Annotated in this window: 17 protein-coding genes; 10 read left to right on the top strand and 7 right to left on the bottom strand. The window is 45.7% G+C overall.

Features of this window, described 5'->3' with window-relative positions; all coding sequences use genetic code 11:
• Window positions 1-119: 119 nt before the first annotated feature.
• Both J7I83_RS08170 and J7I83_RS08165 read right to left on the bottom strand, forming a co-directional pair.
• A complete protein-coding gene (locus tag J7I83_RS08170; RefSeq protein ID WP_215100207.1) occupies window positions 120-1,064 on the bottom strand; it encodes an ABC transporter permease subunit in 945 nt (314 codons plus the stop codon).
• Window positions 1,042-1,965, bottom strand: a complete 924-nt coding sequence (locus J7I83_RS08165) for an ABC transporter ATP-binding protein (protein WP_215100206.1) — start codon at window positions 1,963-1,965, stop codon at window positions 1,042-1,044. Before J7I83_RS08165 ends, J7I83_RS08170 begins: the two co-directional genes overlap by 23 nt.
• Window positions 1,966-2,119: 154 nt before the next feature.
• Here J7I83_RS08165 and J7I83_RS08160 point away from each other — a divergent pair, with 154 nt between their 5' ends.
• Window positions 2,120-2,539 (top strand): hypothetical protein, encoded by a 420-nt coding sequence (locus J7I83_RS08160; RefSeq protein WP_215100205.1) that lies wholly within the window; start codon window positions 2,120-2,122, stop codon window positions 2,537-2,539.
• A gap of 54 nt (window positions 2,540-2,593) precedes the next feature.
• Here J7I83_RS08160 and J7I83_RS08155 read toward each other — a convergent pair whose 3' ends face one another.
• Together J7I83_RS08155 and J7I83_RS08150 are read right to left on the bottom strand one after the other, a co-directional pair.
• Window positions 2,594-2,848: a hypothetical protein gene (locus tag J7I83_RS08155; protein ID WP_215100204.1), complete on the bottom strand. Its 255-nt coding sequence runs from the start codon at window positions 2,846-2,848 to the stop codon at window positions 2,594-2,596.
• A complete protein-coding gene (locus J7I83_RS08150; protein ID WP_215100203.1) occupies window positions 2,845-4,002 on the bottom strand; it encodes a class I SAM-dependent methyltransferase in 1,158 nt (385 codons plus the stop codon). Before J7I83_RS08150 ends, J7I83_RS08155 begins: the two co-directional genes overlap by 4 nt.
• A gap of 156 nt (window positions 4,003-4,158) precedes the next feature.
• Here J7I83_RS08150 and J7I83_RS08145 point away from each other — a divergent pair, with 156 nt between their 5' ends.
• The 5 genes from J7I83_RS08145 (at window position 4,159) to cydC (ending at window position 10,626) form a co-directional block, all read left to right on the top strand.
• Entirely contained in the window at window positions 4,159-5,802 is a 1,644-nt protein-coding gene (locus J7I83_RS08145; protein ID WP_215100202.1) for an AMP-binding protein, read from the top strand.
• Between the two features lie 202 nt (window positions 5,803-6,004).
• The gene (locus J7I83_RS08140) at window positions 6,005-6,736 is read left to right on the top strand and encodes a ZIP family metal transporter (RefSeq protein ID WP_215100201.1); all 732 of its coding nucleotides are present in this window, start codon (window positions 6,005-6,007) and stop codon (window positions 6,734-6,736) included.
• A 111-nt stretch (window positions 6,737-6,847) separates the two neighbouring features.
• Window positions 6,848-7,018, top strand: coding sequence for a hypothetical protein (locus J7I83_RS08135; protein WP_215100200.1), 171 nt, complete (start codon window positions 6,848-6,850; stop codon window positions 7,016-7,018).
• A gap of 180 nt (window positions 7,019-7,198) precedes the next feature.
• Window positions 7,199-8,923, top strand: coding sequence for a thiol reductant ABC exporter subunit CydD (gene cydD / locus J7I83_RS08130; protein WP_215100199.1), 1,725 nt, complete (start codon window positions 7,199-7,201; stop codon window positions 8,921-8,923).
• The gene (gene cydC, locus J7I83_RS08125) at window positions 8,920-10,626 is read left to right on the top strand and encodes a thiol reductant ABC exporter subunit CydC (protein ID WP_215100198.1); all 1,707 of its coding nucleotides are present in this window, start codon (window positions 8,920-8,922) and stop codon (window positions 10,624-10,626) included. Before cydD ends, cydC begins: the two co-directional genes overlap by 4 nt.
• A 60-nt stretch (window positions 10,627-10,686) precedes the next feature.
• On the opposite strand, the gene J7I83_RS08120 is transcribed toward cydC, so the two are convergent.
• Complete coding sequence (locus tag J7I83_RS08120; RefSeq protein WP_215100197.1) at window positions 10,687-10,917, bottom strand: hypothetical protein; 231 nt, start codon at window positions 10,915-10,917, stop codon at window positions 10,687-10,689.
• 207 nt (window positions 10,918-11,124) lie between these two features.
• Between J7I83_RS08120 and desA the strand changes: the two genes are divergently transcribed.
• From desA to J7I83_RS08105, 3 genes are all read left to right on the top strand, one after another.
• The gene (desA, locus tag J7I83_RS08115) at window positions 11,125-12,144 is read left to right on the top strand and encodes a Delta(5) desaturase DesA (RefSeq protein ID WP_215100196.1); all 1,020 of its coding nucleotides are present in this window, start codon (window positions 11,125-11,127) and stop codon (window positions 12,142-12,144) included.
• 98 nt (window positions 12,145-12,242) lie between these two features.
• Entirely contained in the window at window positions 12,243-13,379 is a 1,137-nt protein-coding gene (locus J7I83_RS08110; RefSeq protein WP_215100195.1) for a sensor histidine kinase, read from the top strand.
• Entirely contained in the window at window positions 13,376-13,975 is a 600-nt protein-coding gene (locus tag J7I83_RS08105; RefSeq protein WP_215100194.1) for a response regulator transcription factor, read from the top strand. The genes J7I83_RS08110 and J7I83_RS08105 overlap by 4 nt, the downstream gene beginning before the upstream one ends.
• 42 nt (window positions 13,976-14,017) lie before the next feature.
• On the opposite strand, the gene J7I83_RS08100 is transcribed toward J7I83_RS08105, so the two are convergent.
• Complete coding sequence (locus J7I83_RS08100; protein ID WP_215100193.1) at window positions 14,018-14,380, bottom strand: DUF2188 domain-containing protein; 363 nt, start codon at window positions 14,378-14,380, stop codon at window positions 14,018-14,020.
• Between the two features lie 110 nt (window positions 14,381-14,490).
• Here J7I83_RS08100 and putP point away from each other — a divergent pair, with 110 nt between their 5' ends.
• The gene (gene putP, locus J7I83_RS08095; protein WP_215100192.1) at window positions 14,491-16,011 is read left to right on the top strand and encodes a sodium/proline symporter PutP; all 1,521 of its coding nucleotides are present in this window, start codon (window positions 14,491-14,493) and stop codon (window positions 16,009-16,011) included.
• 70 nt (window positions 16,012-16,081) lie between these two features.
• Here putP and J7I83_RS08090 read toward each other — a convergent pair whose 3' ends face one another.
• Window positions 16,082-17,632, bottom strand: coding sequence for a BCCT family transporter (locus J7I83_RS08090; RefSeq protein ID WP_215100191.1), 1,551 nt, complete (start codon window positions 17,630-17,632; stop codon window positions 16,082-16,084).
• Window positions 17,633-17,729: the final 97 nt, after the last annotated feature.

Here is a 17,729-nt window from a genome sequence, read left to right as displayed (position 1 = left end):
CCAGACTCCAGCAGCCAGCTCTTCGCGTCATAAGCCAACCCGGCTGTGCGGCAAAAAAACGCCGCTTTGCCGGTCTGTCTTATGCCCTTCAGAGCTACATGGGCGCTTCTGCTTTTCTGTTAAGCTGTGACGTCTCTTTTTCCGAATGTCCAGTAGCTGATGGCCATGAACACCAGGAAATAGACGGCCAGTACAAGGAGGGACATCGACATGGTGATGCCCGGAACCAGAAAATTGCCGGTGTAAAATTGTGTCAGGTCTGTATGGGTGAACAAATAGTATTTGACGATTTCATAATTCCGCAATAGTAGTACCGCTTGAACGCCTGTGAACATGAGGAAAATCGATAAGCCGATAGCCAGCGAACTGGAACGGAAAACGGTTCCCAACATAAATGCGAATGTGCTGATCATCCAGATACTTGAAAATTTAAGAGTCGCCAGTTTCAGTGCTTCCAGCCAAAATGAAGCTTCAGCTACTTCAGTACCATTCCAAACGAGAAGTTGGCCTTCTCCAATACCGAAAAAGAGCAGTCCGGCAAACGCTGTTGAAATCAGAAGGAAGACACTCAGTAAAACGGCGAACAGGAGAACCGTTATGTACTTGGAAGTCAGGATTTTCCAGCGTTTCACCGGCCGCGTCAGTAGCATTTTAATGGTGCCTTGCGAAAACTCGGAAGCCACGATGCCGGCTGCCACGATGGCTGTCAATAGCGTAACGAGCGACATCATCATGTGGGTGTCGAGCACCTGTTGCTGCATGCTGCCGTATTCGAGTGGCGCAATATCATTTTCCAGGCGGTGCTCAGCGATGGCGATTTTCCCTTCGTAATAATCAATCTGCGTTTCACTCAGATTGGGTTCATCTAGTAAGAGGCTGATGCTGGCGAGTTCTGTCTGTGTAATATCCTGCCAGCTTTCATTGATTTCTTCATTGCCCGTGGAATTCATCCATTTGGTGATGCCCAGAACAGCAAATACCAGAAAAACCATCAATACGATCATAATCCAAGTAACTTTCCGGCTCCATAATTTCATCCATTCATTCTGTATGAGCTTGAGCAATTTCTCCGCCTCCCGTCATTTCGAGGAATTGGGATTCCAGTGTTTCCCGATACGGCTGGACGGCAAAGATTCTAGCGCCGGCACCGACCAATAAGTTAATGGCTCCTGGTATATGTTCCGCTCCAGAGTCGATCAAATAGCCCTTGTCATGTAACACTGCGGGAAATCCAGCGCCCGCCAGCACTTCTCCGGCAAGCTCCAGCGGTTCTGCTTGAATGTAGTAGCGGGATTGCTGAAGTTCGTTGACATTTTTAATGTCGATCAATTCGCCATTCTGGATAATGGCAATCCGGTCGCATAACAATTCGATTTCAGACAATAAATGGCTTGAGACGAAAATTGCAACGCCATTTTCCCTTGCGATTTTTTGGAGGTACACCCTGAACTCGCGTATGCCGGCCGGATCGAGTCCATTGGTAGGTTCATCGAGAATAAGAAACTTCGGATCGTGCAAAAGCGCCTGTGCAAGTCCGAGCCGTTGGCGCATGCCGAGTGAATAGGAACCGACTTTTTCGTTGATGCGATTCTGCATCCCAACTTGTTTGACAACCTCATTAATACGCTCTTTTGATACACCTTTATGCATCCGGGAAAAGTGAAGCAGGTTTTTATAGCCTGACATGTATTTGTACATCTCCGGGTTTTCAACAATGACTCCGACTTTCCGGATACTGCCTTCAAAATCCCCTTGTACGGATTGGCCGTCAATCCAAACTTCTCCTTCAGTGGGCCGCATCAAGCCGACCATCATCCGGATAGTGGTGGTTTTACCTGCACCATTCGGTCCCAGGAATCCCGTGATTTCACCTTTGTGCAAATCAAGGCTCAGGTTTTTGATGATTTTTTTGTTGCCGATCGTTTTCGACAGATTTTTAATTTGGACGATCGCTTGTTCAGCCATATGATGCACCTGCTTTCTCTTATCGTGTCAGTAGTAGTAACGAACTATAGATGCTAAAGTTTCACTTTTTTATTGTGATCTTCATCAACGATGCATACTGTCTTCAGGAAAAGGGAATAACAGCAATAACGGCAAAGTGATGGAGGGATTGGCGATGAAAGAGATGGAGGACAAAGAGCAGATTCTGATAGCATACTATGCGCAATACTACAAAGGTGCGGATTTTGATGACATCAAACAATTGGATCGGCACTTATCGAAAGAAATTGGCGACGAGCGGTATGCCAAGGCGGTAAAGGAACTGGAGGATGAAGGGTTAATTTTCGGTATGAAGCAGGTGGAAGCCCGCGAAAAAGCGGGAGAGGACAGCCCGATGACAACAAATAATGGAATGCTATATGTCCACAATATCTTGAACCTGCAATCAGAAACAGTGGAAGAGCATCAACTGAATTATTTGGAAAACCACCTGAAGACCAGTAACCTGAAATTCACCCTGGAGCCGGTAGAAACCTATGTATACAAAACAATTAGGGAACAGGCGCAGAAAAAACCGAATGAAAATTCTCCTTAAGTGGACAAAAAGAAGCGGCGGCCGAAAATCGGACCGCCGCTTCTTTTAGGTTTGCTACAGTTTAAAGATAAAGAACGCCAGAAAGATGGAGATGATCACCAGTGTGTTGACGGTATACGATGCGCGCTTGCTGACAGGCTGATCAAGAGAGGGGAACCGTTCGACGATCCGCATCGCTCCGTAAATAAGGGCAACTAGCAGCAGCAAAGTGACAATTATATTCATATCATAGATGCGGACATCGATAAAACGGATCAGCACGACAGAAAAAGCAAGAATTATGCCGTTTACCAGGTTTTTGCGTTTCATAAATACTCCTTTAATTCGTTTTCTAAAAATGGTTTGGCTGACAGTAAAGAGGTGAACTGCTGGTAGCATTCAAATTGTCCAGCAGCCGGTTTTCGGCCGGTTTTATAGGCACGGATCAAAATATTTTTAGGCGTATGCTCCATATCGATAAACTCCATCAACTGAGTTTCGTAGCCGACCAGCGACAGCAGTTCTGCACGAATGGAGTCGGTAGCCAAGGCACTGAAGCGCTCTTTGATCAGTCCGTGCTGAAGCATGATGCCGAGCTCAGGTGCTGCTACCTGGCTGTTCAATTCATGCTGGCAGCAGGGAACGCTCAAAATCACCTTGGCATCCCATTTGATGGCACGCGCTAAGGCCATATCGGTCGCCACGTCACAGGCATGCAGGGTGACAACCATATCAACAGCTGATTCATTATTGTAATCGTTGATATCGCCGACCAGAAATTCGAGCCGATCGTAGCGAAGATCCTGCGCGATCTGCTGGCATTCCTCGATTACCTCTTTTTTTAAATCCAGCCCGGTAACACGGAGATCCAGTCCTTTTTCAATGCGTAAATAATGATACAGCGCAAAGGTCAAATACGATTTTCCAGAACCGAAATCGAGGATGCGGACGGTGCGGTCCTGCGGTAAATGGGCAAGTGCATCATCAATAAATTCGATAAAGCGGTTGATTTGGCGGAATTTATCGTATTTCTGCTTTTTGACTTTTCCGTCCGCACTCTGTACGCCTAGGCGCACCAGAAACGGATATGGAATGCCGTCTTCCAGCAAATACTGTTTTTTGCGGTTATGCGACAACTCGACTTTTTTCTCTCCGGTCTGTTCCGTTTTCCAGCTGACTTTGAATTTTTTGGACAACTGGATCTGCACTTGCTCGTCTGTAAATTGGAATAAGGCTTGGCGGAAATCGGTGAACAGAACAGCCAATTTCCGCGCTGCTTCCTCCACCGGCAGGTTTTCATGTTTCAACACATGTTCATGCTGGTATTCAAATTGAATCAGGTATTCCTTTTTGATCTCTACCGGCTTTAGTTTGATCCGCTTGATGTCATTTGATTTAAGCCGTGGCTGGCTGATAGTTGCTGACACCAGCTGCTGCTGCAAAAGGCGTTCTGTAAGTTGGTCCTGCATTATTTGTAAGTCCATGGTCGATCCCTTCCGTTGCGTGTAATAGTTTTAGTTTATCACGCTGTGCACGATAAGAGCGAGCTGACCGTTTTTCAAATACAGCGGTTCCATTAATTTGGAATTTTGTGATAACATATAGTGGACTGAAAACGTTTTCAACTAGGGGGATGGAGAATGGTTATTTTGCAGAAAACTGTCGGCCAAGTCGTGAAAGAACAGGCTGCACGTAATCCGGAGACTGAGGCTTACGTCTATCCGGAGCATGGAATCCGGAAAACCTATAAGGAATTTGATGAAGAAACGGATTACCTGGCAAAGGCGTTTATCGGCATCGGCATAGAAAAAGGGGAGCATGTGGCCATTTGGTCAGACAATAAGCGTGAATGGCTGCTGAGCCAATTCGCCACCGGCAAAATGGGTGGCGTACTGGTGACGGTCAATACCAGCTATCAGTCGAGTGAACTTGAGTATTTATTGGAGCAGTCGGACGCGACAACTTTGATATTAGGGGAAGAATTTAAAGGGGCCAGTTATATAGAAATTCTGGAAACGGTTTGCCCGGAGTTGGCGACAGCTGATAAAGGACAGATTACATGCGCAAACCTGCCCCATTTTAAACGGGTGATTGTTATGAGCGACAATAGTTATCCGGGAATCTATTCGTGGAATGAATTCGAAGCTTTTGCTGAAGGGGTCAGCGACATTGAGTTTGAGGAACGTTTCCATTCGATGGACCCTGATGATGTTATTAATATCCAGTATACGTCTGGCACTACCGGATTTCCGAAAGGTGTCATGCTGACGCACTTGAATGTTGTCAATAATGGCAAGCTGATCGGCGACACGATGAACCTGACGGAAAGGGATCGTCTGTGCATTCCAGTGCCTTTTTTCCATTGCTTTGGTTGCGTCCTCGGAACGATGGCGGCAGTGACGCACTCCACGACCATGGTCATCGCCGAACAATTCGAGCCGAAACTTGTGCTGCAGATGGTGCAGGATGAAAAATGCACCGGACTTCATGGAGTGCCAACCATGTTCATCGCGGAATTGAACCATCCGGAATTTTCATCTTTTGATACTTCTTCGCTTCGCACGGGGATTATGGCGGGATCGCCTTGCCCAATTGAAGTGATGAAGAAAGTTATCCATGATATGGGAGCTTCGGAAATCACCATCGCTTACGGACAGACAGAATCATCACCGGTCATCACGCAGACGCGGGCCGATGATAATATTGAAAAACGGGTATCGACAGTTGGTAAGCCGCATGCCGGAGTGGAAGTGAAAATCATCGACCCGGTGACAGGAGAAAAAGTCGCGGCAGGGGTTCCCGGAGAACTTTGCACGAGAGGTTATCATGTGATGAAGGGCTATTACAAGAACGAAGAAGCCACAAAAGTTGCCATTGACCCGAGAGGCTGGCTTCATACAGGGGATATCGCAGTTGAAGACGAAGATGGGTATATTGCCATCACTGGCCGCATCAAAGACATGGTGATTCGTGGAGGTGAAAACATTTATCCACGTGAAATCGAAGAGTTTCTTTACCAGCATTCTTCCATCCAGGATGTTCAGGTGGTGGGTGTACCGGATCCGAAATACGGTGAAGAGCTGATGGCCTGGATTATCCTGAAAGAAGGCGAAGTTCTCAGTGCAGAAGAGTTGAAGACTTATTTCACTGGAAAAATTTCCCGCCATAAAATTCCGCGCTACATCGAGTTCACCAAGGAATACCCGATGACAGCCTCAGGGAAAATACAGAAATTTAAGCTGCGCGAATTATCCGTTGAGCACAGCCGGCAAGCGGAAGTCTAAAAGATTGAAAGGGCATAAGGTAAAAGCGTCTTCCGGGACGCTTTTTTTATTTGCTGTTTTATAGGAAAAAGCTTCGCTAATATCCAGTTTGTTTATATATGTGCAACTACGGGGAGATAAATAAAAAGAGTGTTATCTCGAATGTAGGGTATCCGTATCATCCTATTCTGCACTATTCACGTATAAAGGAGGAAGGCGGCGGATGCTTAGTCTAAGCTTCATTTTTGCCATTGGATTTGTATTGCTTCATCTTTTTTCAAAACGCTTGAAGCTGCTGAAGGTTTTGCCGCGCAGCCGATTTCTTTCCATTGCCGGTGGTATATCGGTTGCTTATGTCTTTTTGCATTTATTGCCGGAATTGGGAATCTTCCAGGATGAATTGCGGGGAGAGCTTGAGAATAGCAGTCTGAAGTTTTTGGAAAACCATATATACTTAGTGGCGATGGCTGGCCTGGTCATTTTTTATGCTTTGGAACACTCGGTTAAAACTTCGAAAAGAAAAAACAAGCATAAAGCACAATCGAAAGCTTCATCCGGTGTTTTCTGGGTTCATATCATTTCCTTCGCCCTTTACAACGCAGTCATCGGTTACTTGCTTGTCAGGGAAGAGTATGAAGATGCATGGGGGATGTCCTTGTTTTTTATCGCGATGGGTGTCCATTTTATGACCAATGATAAGGGGTTGCGGGCCACGCATCGGGAGGACTACGATCGATACGGCAGATGGCTGCTCGCCGCTGCCATCCTGATTGGTTGGGGAATCGGAGCTTTTGTTGATGTCCATGAATGGATCATTTCCGTGCTGACGGCCTTCCTCGCAGGAGGGGTCATTCTGAACGTCCTAAAAGAAGAACTGCCTGAAGAAAGGGAAAGCAGTTTATTGGCCTTTTGTACTGGATTAACTTCATATTCCATTTTATTGTTACTTTTGTAAAATAAAAATCTATTTTAATGGCAAAAAAATAAATATTTTGGTATAATAGGCTTACGAAAGTAGGTAATAAAGCACGGTGTATAAAACGGCTTACCTAAGAGGGTGTTTGCAGTGATCACAGAAGAAGAGTTGGCCATTTTCGAATACGAACTGATTAAGCTAATGGAAGAATACCGAAAATGTGTTGATCAATCCTTGAAACTGAGAATACTAGAAGATATGGCTTGCTTAAAAATGGCCATTTCTTCACCAGGTGCTTACGAAGAGAAAATTGAAAGTTAACGATTTCGACCCTGCAGGGATGTTGCCTGCAGGGTTTTTTATACGTATAGAAAAACACTGGAATTTGTGAACGTGATTGTAACAAAGCTGTGGATAAATGCAGTTGGCACGGGTGCCTGACGGGGGTTTCAGCATTGTATGCTTTATAATGAAAGGAAGTAAAGCGAAGGGGAGAATGGCATGAACGATTTAAAACAGCTGGCATTCCAACGGAAAAACACAATGGCCTTCCTGGCAGCGGCATCGCTCGTAAAGGGAAGCGCCACCATCGGCCAAGCCTTATTTTTCGTGTTCATTGCCGATCGTGTTTTTCTTCAGGATGCGGCGTTCGAAAGTTTACTGCCATTGTTTGGCGGCTTGTTCGCGGCAATCCTGCTGCGCGTAGGAGCCGGTTATGCAATTGGCAGGGCGGGTGTCAACCTCGCTGCTGATGTAAAGAGCGAGTTTAGAACTACCTTAATAAAGTCGTTTGCGGAAAATCCAATGCTTTCTGCGGCTCAAGGCCAATCCGGCCAAAAAGTCAGCCTGCTCATGGATGCAGTAGATGAAGTAGATGGCTTTTACAGTAAATACATTCCACAAATGATGCAAACCTATATTATTCCGCTGCTGTTATTGGGTGTTATTTTCACTCAAAACTGGACAACCGGTGTCATCATTCTCATCACGGCACCATTCATCCCGGTTTTCATGGCAATGGTCGGAAAAGGAACGAAGAAAAAAGCGGATGAAAAAATGGAGCAGCTCAGCCGATTTTCCGGTACTTTCCTGGATATCCTGCAAGGGTTGTCGACGCTCAAACTATTCGGTCAGGCTGAAAAGCAGCAGCAAGCCATCCGTAAAAGTAGTTTAAACTTCCGGGATTCCACGATGGAAGTGCTGAAATCCGCATTTTTATCTTCTTTGATGCTGGAATACATTTCCATGCTGAGCATCGGTATTGTTGCGCTGGAAATCGGGCTGCGTCTGGTTGTGTTTGACAGCATCAGCTTTTTTACAGCGTTTTTCATCCTGATTTTAGTGCCGGATTTCTTTAATTTGTTGAAGGATTTTGGGAGTGCCTTCCACACAGCACGCGGCAGCGTATCGGCAGCCAATCAATTGGGGGCCGAGCTTGAGAAAAATCATTCACCACTGGCATGGGGCAAGGAAACCATTGCATCCGAGCCGCCTCACCTTTCCTTGGAAAGTTTATCATTTCAATATGGAGAAGGATTTTCGCTGGCTCCACTCAATGGAGAAATTCCGCCTTACAGCCAAGTGGCGATTGTCGGCAAAAGCGGTTCTGGGAAAACGACATTTATGCATCTGCTGGCGGGGCTTCTTCCGCAAACCGAGGGCGATCTAATGGTCAACGGAGTTCCGCGGGAGACCATCAGCGAGAAGTCCTGGTTTGACCAAATGAGCTATATATCGCAAACCCCCTACCTTTTTGCCGGCACCATTCGTGAAAATATGGTAATTGGTGCCAATCGGCCAGTCAGTGATGCGGAAGTGCTGGCAGCCGCTGAAAAGGCGGGAATCGCAGAATGGGTCTTAACGCTTGAACAGGGCTTTGAGACACCAATCGGCGAAGCAGGCCGTGGATTATCTGGCGGAGAGAAACAACGGATTGCGCTGGCTCGCGCCTTTTTGAAACGACCCTCACTGATTTTATTTGATGAGCCGACGACTGGCCTTGATCTGCGAACGGAACAGATCCTGCAGGACTCGCTTCATGAGCTGCAAAAAACATCAACAGTCATCACGGTTGCTCACCGACTGCATACCATCAAGCGGGCGGACCTGATTTTCTTCCTGGAAAATGGCAGGCTTGAAGCCGCGGGGAGCCATGATGAACTGCTGCAAAATTATGGCCCTTATAAAGAGATGCTTTCTGCACAGCAGGGAGGTGGCGTGCGATGAATGAGTTAAAGCATGTTTTGAAATTGATGTTGATTGAGAAGAAGGACGTTTCCATTGCCATCTTCTTCGGATTTATAGCGGGCGTAGCGGGAGTCGCCTTGATGGGTTCAAGCGGTTATTTAATTTCCAAAGCCGCGTTGACTTCTCAAATGACGACACTTGTCGTCATGGCAGCCTGCCTGAAATTATTCGGCTTTGCTTCGGCATTAAGCCGTTACGGGGAGCGTTTGTATTCTCACCGGGCAACATTCACTATGCTCAGCCATTTGAGAATGTCCTTCTTTGAGCGTCTGGCTCCACTGGCTCCTGGAATATTCGGCAAGTACAGAAGTGGGGACTTATTGTCCCGAATCGTTGGGGACGTAGAAAGTCTGCAGAATTTTCTGCTGCGTGTTTTTTACCCGCCGGTTGTATTGGGCATCGTCTTTTTAAGTACCATTTTCTTCAGCTCATTCTTTTCCATGGGAATTGCTGCTGTCATGTTCATCGGAATGCTGCTGACGGTCGTTGCAGTTCCAGCGCTTTTTTCCATTAGGAAACGACGGACAGATGGACAAGTCAGAGCGAAGCGGGGAAGTTTGGCTATTGAAGCGACTGAATTCCTTTATGGTTTTCGTGATCTGAAAATTCACCAGCAGCTCAGCGCGAAAGAACAGCAGCTGACAACTGATGCAGCCCGGTATAACGAAGGGCAGCGAAAAGAAGGGCTGGAGGAAAATCTGGCTCAGTCCATCAATTCGTTGGTGGCATTGCTGGTGTCGTTTTTTGTACTGGGTGTTGGAGCGTATTTTGTGGCAGCGGGTGAACTGGACGGCTTGTATTTGGCTATGCTTGTCATGATTTCCATTGCCGCCTTTGAAAATGTGGCGCCAATGGCTGCATTCCCGGCATATTTTGAAGAAAGTAGAAAAGCCGCTGTGCGGTTAGAAGAAATTGTCGCAGAGCCGTCCGCACTGCGGGGAACGGAACAGCTTCCGGACGGTCCGCTTGATATAGAGCTTACGGGAGCATCCTTCAGCTATCCGGGAGAAAAGAACTTGGCAGTTGATGATGTTTCCATTCATTTAAAGCCGGGCACGAAGACTGCGATTGTCGGGCCAAGCGGTTCCGGCAAATCGACGCTTATGCAATTGCTGCTGAATGTCTTCCCTCTTGATCAGGGGCAATTGTCAATTGGTGGGAAACCGGCCGAAAACTTCGGACAGGAAGCCATCTGGCAGAAAATGAACATAGTGCTGCAGGAAAATCATTTCTTCTATGGTACGGTACGCAGCAATTTATTGATTGCCGATCCAACGGCAAGCGATGAACAGATGGAACAGGCATTGGCTAAAGTTCACCTGGAACTATTTCCGCTATCGATGGCCATGGAAGAGAAAGGGCAGAATTTGTCTGGAGGCCAAAAGCAGCGTTTGGCAATCGCGCGGGCTCTCCTGAAAGGCAAATCGCTTTGGCTTCTCGATGAACCGGTTTCTTCAGTCGACAGCCTGACAGGCCAAGCCATTTACCAGGAACTTTTCCAGCAAGGCAAAGAAAATCTGTTCGTCCTAATCAGCCATGATCTGGCAGGCCTCGAAAAAATGGATCAGATCATCGTGATGGAAAACGGCCGCATCGTCGAAAGCGGATCCTACAAAGAACTGATGGAAAGAAAATCCTATTTCCATCAATTAAAACAAATTGAAAACAGCGTATTTGCGTAAGGAAAGCGGAAGCGCCAAAAAGACCCATCACGCAATCCAGTGATGGGCCTTTTGCTGTTCTTATTTCAGCAGTAAATGTTCATTTTTTTTAGCGTCTTCCAATTTCAGTTTTTCCAGTTCGAGACGCATTTTCTCTGTTTCGATGATGAAATTATCGTGTTTCAGCTTTTCGAGTTCCAATTCAGTCTCAATCATCTTGTGCTTAAGTTTTAACTGCGTCTGGAAGTGTGAGCTGATGATGGCTACAAGTGGTATTGAAAAGATCATGATGACGGCAACAAGACCGGTCATACGCCTCACTCCGTTCTGATTTTTCTGATTACTTACAGTATACACATATCACTTGTAATTTTAAAGAAGTAGATTTTTTGAAATACATGACAACTGTCATATGTAAATATAGACGTTTATGTCTTATGGCCATACAGTTTTCCCTTTATGATTAGGTTAATAAGTTATTTGGACTGAAAAAGTTCGCACAAGGAGGAAGACTAAGACATGAGCAGAGAAAAAACAGCGCAGTTACGCAAATATGTCGCCCCTTTTGAAAAGGCGGATGTCAAATCAAGTGTAAGACAATTAGTGAATACAATTCCACCTTTTATATTGGCATGGTTCTTGGCTTATCAAGCACTCGATGTCTCAATCTGGTTAACTATTGCGTTATCCGCAGTGGCAGCCGCATTCGTTATCCGTACATTCATCATCTTCCATGACTGCACGCACGGATCGTTTTTCAAAAACAAAAAAGCAAATGCAATTGTTGGTACTATTACAGGCATCATGACCCTTTTCGCTTACGAAAAGTGGAAACGCGAGCATTCGATTCACCATGCTTCAAGTGGGAATCTTGATAAGCGCGGAGTCGGCGATATCTGGATTATGACAATCGAAGAATATGTAGAAGCTTCGAAATGGGAACGTTTCAAATACCGCATGTACCGCAATCCATTGGTTATGTTCGGAATTGGTCCTTTGTTCTTGGTCTTGATTTCAAGCCGCTTCAATCGTAAAGATGCACGTAAAAAAGAACGTAACAACACGTATTTGATCAATATCTCTCTTGTTGTCATCTATTCGCTCTTAATCTGGGCAATCGGCTGGCAGGCATTCCTGATTATTCAAGGAACAACGATGTTTATTGCCGGAGCATTCGGTATCTGGTTGTTCTACGTCCAGCACACATTCGAAGATTCGTATTTTGAAGACGAAAACGAATGGGATTATGTAAAAGCGGCAGTAGAAGGAAGCTCGTATTACCAACTTCCAAAAGTATTGCAATGGGTAACCGGCAATATCGGCTTCCACCACGTGCATCACTTGAGCCCGCGTGTTCCAAACTACAACCTGGAAAAAGCGCACGAGTCTACTCCGCCGCTTCAACAGGCGACAACAATCAACATCAAATCCAGCCTTAAATCATTGCGCTATAAATTGTACGATGCACCGAATAAAACATTCGTTACATTTGGTGATATCAAGCACTTGTTAAGCAATTCGAAAACTGCTGAACAGTAAAAAGACAAGCAAAAAACCATTCTTAGCGGAATGGTTTTTTCTTTTGCCTATTTTTTTGCTATGATTAAACCATTAATAGAAAGGAAGCGGAGACCGTTATGCAAAGCTGGTATCAAATATTCCCTAAAAACCCATGGTTAAGCCTTTACGCTTGGGTTATCTTTTGTATTTTGCCTTTCTTCTTTATTTTTCGTTCTTCTTTGCTGTCTGAAATTATTTTTGGCATTTTGCTGCTGTTGTTGTTCTTCGTTGCATATCGCCTTTCTTTCAATTCGAGAACCGGATTTGTTTATGTTTGGGTGAGCTTTGAAATGGCTATCAATATCGGGATGATCCTGCTGTTCGGTTATGTTTATCTTTCAATTTTTGTCGGTTTTTTCATTGGGAATTTGCGCAACAAAGTCGGCTTTTTCATTATTTATGGCATTCACATCGGAACGACGATTGCAGCTGTGGTATTCGGCTTTTTTGAACACAGTGAACTGTATCTTTCCCAGCTGCCGTTTATTGTACTCAGTATATTGGGAGTAATTCTTTTGCCCTTCAATACTTATAACCGCAACAAGCGGGAAAAGTTGGAGGGACAACTTGAAGATGCCAATAAGCGGATTTCCCAACTTATCATCATCGAAGAACGTGAAAGGATTGCACGCGATCTTCATGATACATTAGGCCAGAAATTGTCATTGATCGGTTTGAAAAGTGATTTGGCGGGTAAGCTTATTTACCGGAATCCAGAATCTGCTTTAAATGAAATAAACGATGTTCGGCAGACAGCCCGCACTGCTTTAAAGGAAGTGAGGGAGCTGGTGTCCAATATGCGCGGCACTAAGCTGGACGAAGAATTATTGCGAATCCAGCAGATATTGAAAGCTGCTGAAATCGATTTTGTGTTCTATGGTTCACCGCAGTTGACCAATACGCCGCTTTTGGTGGAAAATGTCTTGAGCATGTGCCTGAAAGAGGCGGTGACGAACGTAGTCAAACATAGTGGTGCTGCACGTTGCAGTGTCTTAATCAAGCAAAATCCTGAAGAGATTCTTGTGCAGGTACAGGATGATGGCAAGGGATTTCCGGAAGGGAACACTTCCTTGCAAGGAAACGGGTTGGCAGGGATGCGCGAACGTCTGGAATTTGTCAATGGTTCGGTGGATATTAAAGAAATGGAAGGCACCACCTTGAATATCCGGGTGCCAAACGTGATTCTTTATAGTTCAAAGGAGGCGGTCGAATGATTCGGATCGTATTAGCTGAAGATCAGCGGATGATGCTGGGAGCTTTGGGTTCGTTATTGGATTTGGAAGAGGATATGGAAGTGGTCGGCAAAGCGTCGAATGGGGAAGAAGTGATCGAGCTTGTAGAAAAGCTGGAACCTGATATTTGCATCATGGATATTGAAATGCCGTTAAAAAGCGGATTGGATGCTGCAGAAATTCTGAGGGACCAGCCGTGCAAAATCATTATTCTGACCACATTTGCACGTTCGGGCTATTTTGAGCGCGCGAGAAAAGCGGGAGTCAGCGGGTATTTGCTGAAAGATAGTCCAAGTGAAGACTTGGCAACATCGATCCGGACAATCATGGATGGACGCCGTATCTATGCGCCGGAATTGGTGGATTTGGCTTATGCTGATGAAAATCCATTGACTGACCGCGAAAGCCAGGTCATGGAACTGATCGCCGAAGGGCGCAGCACGAAAGAAATTGCCAAGGAGCTGTTCATTACAACCGGCACTGTCCGGAATTATATTTCGACCATCTTGGACAAGCTGGAGGTCGGGAACCGGATTGAAGCAATTTCCCGTTTTAAAGAAAAAGGCTGGTTCAAGTAAAATACCGCTGTCAGCTGACAGCGGTATTTTACTGTTCCCGAGTCATTCGTAAAGCGTTTCCGATAGGGAACCATCTTCGTTGTAAATGTGCAGCTCCCCATGGTTCTTGTTGACGTAACGCTTGGCTTCCCCCATCAGACTCTTCTTTGTTTCTTCGATCAGAATGGCTTTTTTACTGTCTTTCTTCTTTAATTGCCATCCTTCATCGTGTTTTCTGATTTCGTAGATTGGCCGCTCTTCATCTCTTACTACACTTTGTTTTGCACGATCGAGAGCAATGGGAATCGCGCGTTCTTCTTCATAGCCATCACGCAACAGCGCGTTGGCTATTTCAATGGCTTTACTGCGGACGGCGTTGTCCAGGTTTTTAAACGAATCCGGATAATCATTTTTGCTCCATGGCATAATAATCTCCTCCTTGAGACTCTTTTCCCCCCTTATATTGACTGTAAAACCAAAATGGGACTTTTAAAAAGTGTCAATAATGTTACACTGTAAAATAAGGAGGGGATAAAATGACAGATACGACATATCAAATCATTGCTTTAGCTATTTATCTTGCAGCCATGCTATTTATTGGCTGGTATGCTTATCGAAAAACTGCAAATTTATCCGACTACATGCTTGGTGGAAGGGGGCTTGGACCGGCAGTTGCTGCACTCAGTGCCGGTGCATCGGATATGTCCGGATGGCTCTTACTGGGATTGCCAGGTGCTATCTACCTTGGTGGATTAGTTGAGGTATGGATTGCAATTGGATTGACAGTGGGTGCCTTTTTAAACTGGTACTTTGTTGCACCGCGCTTGCGGATTTATTCGTTCGTCACAAGCGACTCCATTACGATTCCAAGTTTCCTGGAGAACCGTTTGAAAGATAAATCACGGTTATTAAGAATTGTTTCGGGTATTATTATCTTGATTTTCTTCACATTTTACGTGTCATCCGGAATGGTAGCATCTGGGTTATTCTTCCAGAGCTCGTTCGGGATGGACTATCATTTAGGTCTTGTTCTAGGCTCAGTTGTTGTTGTAGCCTATACGCTGTTCGGCGGATTCCTGGCCGTCAGCTACACGGACTTTGTCCAAGGCATTATGATGGTATTGGCTTTGATCGCGGTACCGGCAATTGGGATTTTCGCTACAGGCGGATTTAGTGAAACTGCTGCAAGCATTCGTGAAGTGGATCCGAACATGTTGAACCTAGTTTCGGGAGCATCAACAATCGGAGTCATCTCTGCGGTGGCCTGGGGTCTGGGTTATTTTGGCCAGCCGCATATCATCGTCCGTTTTATGGCGATTAAAACATTGAAAGAAGTTCGCATAGCCCGCCGCATCGGTATGAGCTGGATGATTTTCAGTCTTCTTGGAGCAACGGCAACAGCGCTTGTCGGGATTGCTTACTTCCAACAGAATCCTTCAGCAACTTTAGTGGATCCTGAATCGGTCTTTCTAGACTTGAGCCAGATCTTGTTCCATCCATTGGTTGCCGGATTTGTATTGGCTGCTGTTCTGGCCGCTGTTATGAGTACGATTTCTTCTCAGCTGCTGGTCAGTTCATCTGCATTGATTGAAGATTTATACAAGATTGCATTCAAAAAAGAATCATCACCAAAAGGCTACGTGAATTTAGGGCGTATTGCTGTAGCAGTGATTGCTGTTTTTGCTGCATACCTTGCATGGGAGCAAAATAATACCATTTTGGGCCTTGTCGCTTATGCGTGGGCAGGATTTGGTGCCGCTTTCGGACCAATCATCCTGTTTTCTCTATTCTGGCGCAAGCTGACTTCAAAAGGCGCTTTGGCCGGAATGATCGTCGGTGCTGTAACGGTTATTGTTTGGGACTTGCTCGGTACAGCTGCAGACGAGCCTGGAGCCACTGAAATGACCAATTTCATGGGCAGTGTTTATGAAATTATTCCAGGCTTCTTCCTGTGCCTGATTGTGACATGGCTTGTCAGTCTGGTGACCTACAAACCAGATGCGCAGATTGAAAAAGAATTTGATGAAACAGTTCGCTTGATCAACGAAGATAAATAATTCTCCAAACAAAAAGACGTACAGCTCTTTCCATCTGGAAAGAGCTGTACGTCTTTTGCTGTTTGTCCGGTTATTTATTGCGTTGCTTTCGGGCTTCTTGTTCCATCTGTTTAAATCGCTGCAATTCAGATCTCCGAATTGGCGGTGATTCTGTGCGAATGATTTTAGTGAAGGACCAAAGCATCAATACAAGCAGCACGGTGAAAGGCAGAGCCGATATCAGGGAAGCTGTTTGAAGAGCTTCCAGTCCGCCTGCATACAGCAGAACCGCAGCAATTGCGGACATCAGCACGCCCCAGACAATCTTGAAAAAAGTTGGTGGATTTAAGCTGCCATAGCTGGTCATAGAAGCCAGGATGTAAGTGGCCGAGTCAGCAGAAGTCACTAGGAAAGTGAAAATCAGCAGAATGGCTAGAACCGACATAATGGTTGTCAAAGGCAGAACTCCGAAAGTCTGGAATAGGGCCGATGTCAGGTCGTTATTGACGGCTTCGGCAATTCCAGTGCCTTGATTCAAGTCGTACCAAAGTGCGGTGCCGCCAAAGACTGCAATCCACAGACAAGCGATAGCTGGTGGAATGACGAGTACGCCCATTACGAATTCACGGATGGTGCGTCCTCTGGAGACGCGCGCGACAAATGCCCCGACGAACGGAGACCAGGCAATCGCCCAGGCCCAATAGAAAATGGTCCAGCCCTGTACCCAGCCGCCATCTGCATAAGGCTGAAGGCGTAGGCTATAGGAGACGAAGTTAGTGATGTAATCGCCCATCGCTAATGTGAAAGTCTCCATGATGAAGACGGTGGGACCAGCAATAAAGACAAAGACCATCAGCACTAAGGCCAGTCCAAGGTTCAAGTTGCTTAAATACGCAATCCCTTTCTTCAATCCAGTGGAAGAAGATAAGGTGTAGGCAGCGAACATGACAACAATAATGCCCAGCTGTATCGGAAAGGCGTTGTCGATGCCGAATACGGCATTCAGTCCGCCATTCATTTGAAGAACACCCAAGCCGAGAGATGTGGCAATCCCCATGACTGTAGCGATGACCGCAAGGGAATCGATAGAGTGTTTGATTAATGGCTTGCTGCCGAGTACCGGCTCCAGAGCTGTTGAGACCAAGCCAGGTTTCTTTTTGCGGAATTGAAGAAATCCGATGACGAGCCCGACAATAGCGAATACCGACCATTGGCTGATTCCCCAGTGGAAAAACGAATAACCCATGGCGATTCTCGCTGCTTCTGGCGTTTGCGCTTCATTGGCGAAAGGGGTGGTGAAAAAATGGCTCATCGGTTCAGCTACGCCCCAAAATACGAGGCCTGCTCCGAATCCGGCAGAAAATAGCATGCCGATCCAAGTAAAGAAGGGGAATTCCGGACGATCGCTGTCGGCCCCAAGTCGAATGCCGCCATATTTGGACAATGCGATGATAATAAGGAAGAGGGTAATGACAAAGACAGCAAGCAAGTAGAACCAGCCGAAATTCAAGGTGGTAAAACTAAATAAGCTTCCCGCTACTTCCCCAAACTGTACTGGTGTCGCCGCACCAAAAATAACTAGTATAATAATAACGGCGGCGGATACTATAAATACGGGATTTTTCAACAATTTTTTTTCCATCGTGACCTCCTATAAGCTTTTCTATAGTTTACCCTACCGAATATGCAGAATAAAAACCACCCATTATGGTAAAAAACCAAATTTTAGTTAGGTTAAT

It is taken from the genome of Planococcus sp. ISL-110 (genome assembly GCF_018613575.1).
Taxonomy (GTDB): Bacteria; Bacillota; Bacilli; order Bacillales_A; family Planococcaceae; genus Planococcus.
Note: the sequence above shows the minus strand (reverse complement) of the source record. Positions and strands in the feature narration are given on the sequence as shown.

Excerpts from the sequence above, each read along its gene's own strand:
- J7I83_RS08090 (WP_215100191.1), bottom strand. The coding sequence starts at position 17,632 with ATGGAAAAAAAATTGTTGAAAAATCCCGTATTTATAGTATCCGCCGCC.
- J7I83_RS08165 (WP_215100206.1), bottom strand. The coding sequence starts at position 1,965 with ATGGCTGAACAAGCGATCGTCCAAATTAAAAATCTGTCGAAAACGATC.
- cydD (WP_215100199.1), top strand. The coding sequence starts at position 7,199 with ATGAACGATTTAAAACAGCTGGCATTCCAACGGAAAAACACAATGGCC.
- J7I83_RS08110 (WP_215100195.1), top strand. The coding sequence starts at position 12,243 with ATGCAAAGCTGGTATCAAATATTCCCTAAAAACCCATGGTTAAGCCTT.
- J7I83_RS08105 (WP_215100194.1), top strand. The coding sequence starts at position 13,376 with ATGATTCGGATCGTATTAGCTGAAGATCAGCGGATGATGCTGGGAGCT.
- J7I83_RS08120 (WP_215100197.1), bottom strand. The coding sequence starts at position 10,917 with ATGACCGGTCTTGTTGCCGTCATCATGATCTTTTCAATACCACTTGTA.
- J7I83_RS08155 (WP_215100204.1), bottom strand. The coding sequence starts at position 2,848 with ATGAAACGCAAAAACCTGGTAAACGGCATAATTCTTGCTTTTTCTGTC.
- J7I83_RS08160 (WP_215100205.1), top strand. The coding sequence starts at position 2,120 with ATGAAAGAGATGGAGGACAAAGAGCAGATTCTGATAGCATACTATGCG.
- J7I83_RS08150 (WP_215100203.1), bottom strand. The coding sequence starts at position 4,002 with ATGGACTTACAAATAATGCAGGACCAACTTACAGAACGCCTTTTGCAG.
- desA (WP_215100196.1), top strand. The coding sequence starts at position 11,125 with ATGAGCAGAGAAAAAACAGCGCAGTTACGCAAATATGTCGCCCCTTTT.
- cydC (WP_215100198.1), top strand. The coding sequence starts at position 8,920 with ATGAATGAGTTAAAGCATGTTTTGAAATTGATGTTGATTGAGAAGAAG.
- J7I83_RS08100 (WP_215100193.1), bottom strand. The coding sequence starts at position 14,380 with ATGCCATGGAGCAAAAATGATTATCCGGATTCGTTTAAAAACCTGGAC.
- J7I83_RS08140 (WP_215100201.1), top strand. The coding sequence starts at position 6,005 with ATGCTTAGTCTAAGCTTCATTTTTGCCATTGGATTTGTATTGCTTCAT.
- putP (WP_215100192.1), top strand. The coding sequence starts at position 14,491 with ATGACAGATACGACATATCAAATCATTGCTTTAGCTATTTATCTTGCA.
- J7I83_RS08145 (WP_215100202.1), top strand. The coding sequence starts at position 4,159 with ATGGTTATTTTGCAGAAAACTGTCGGCCAAGTCGTGAAAGAACAGGCT.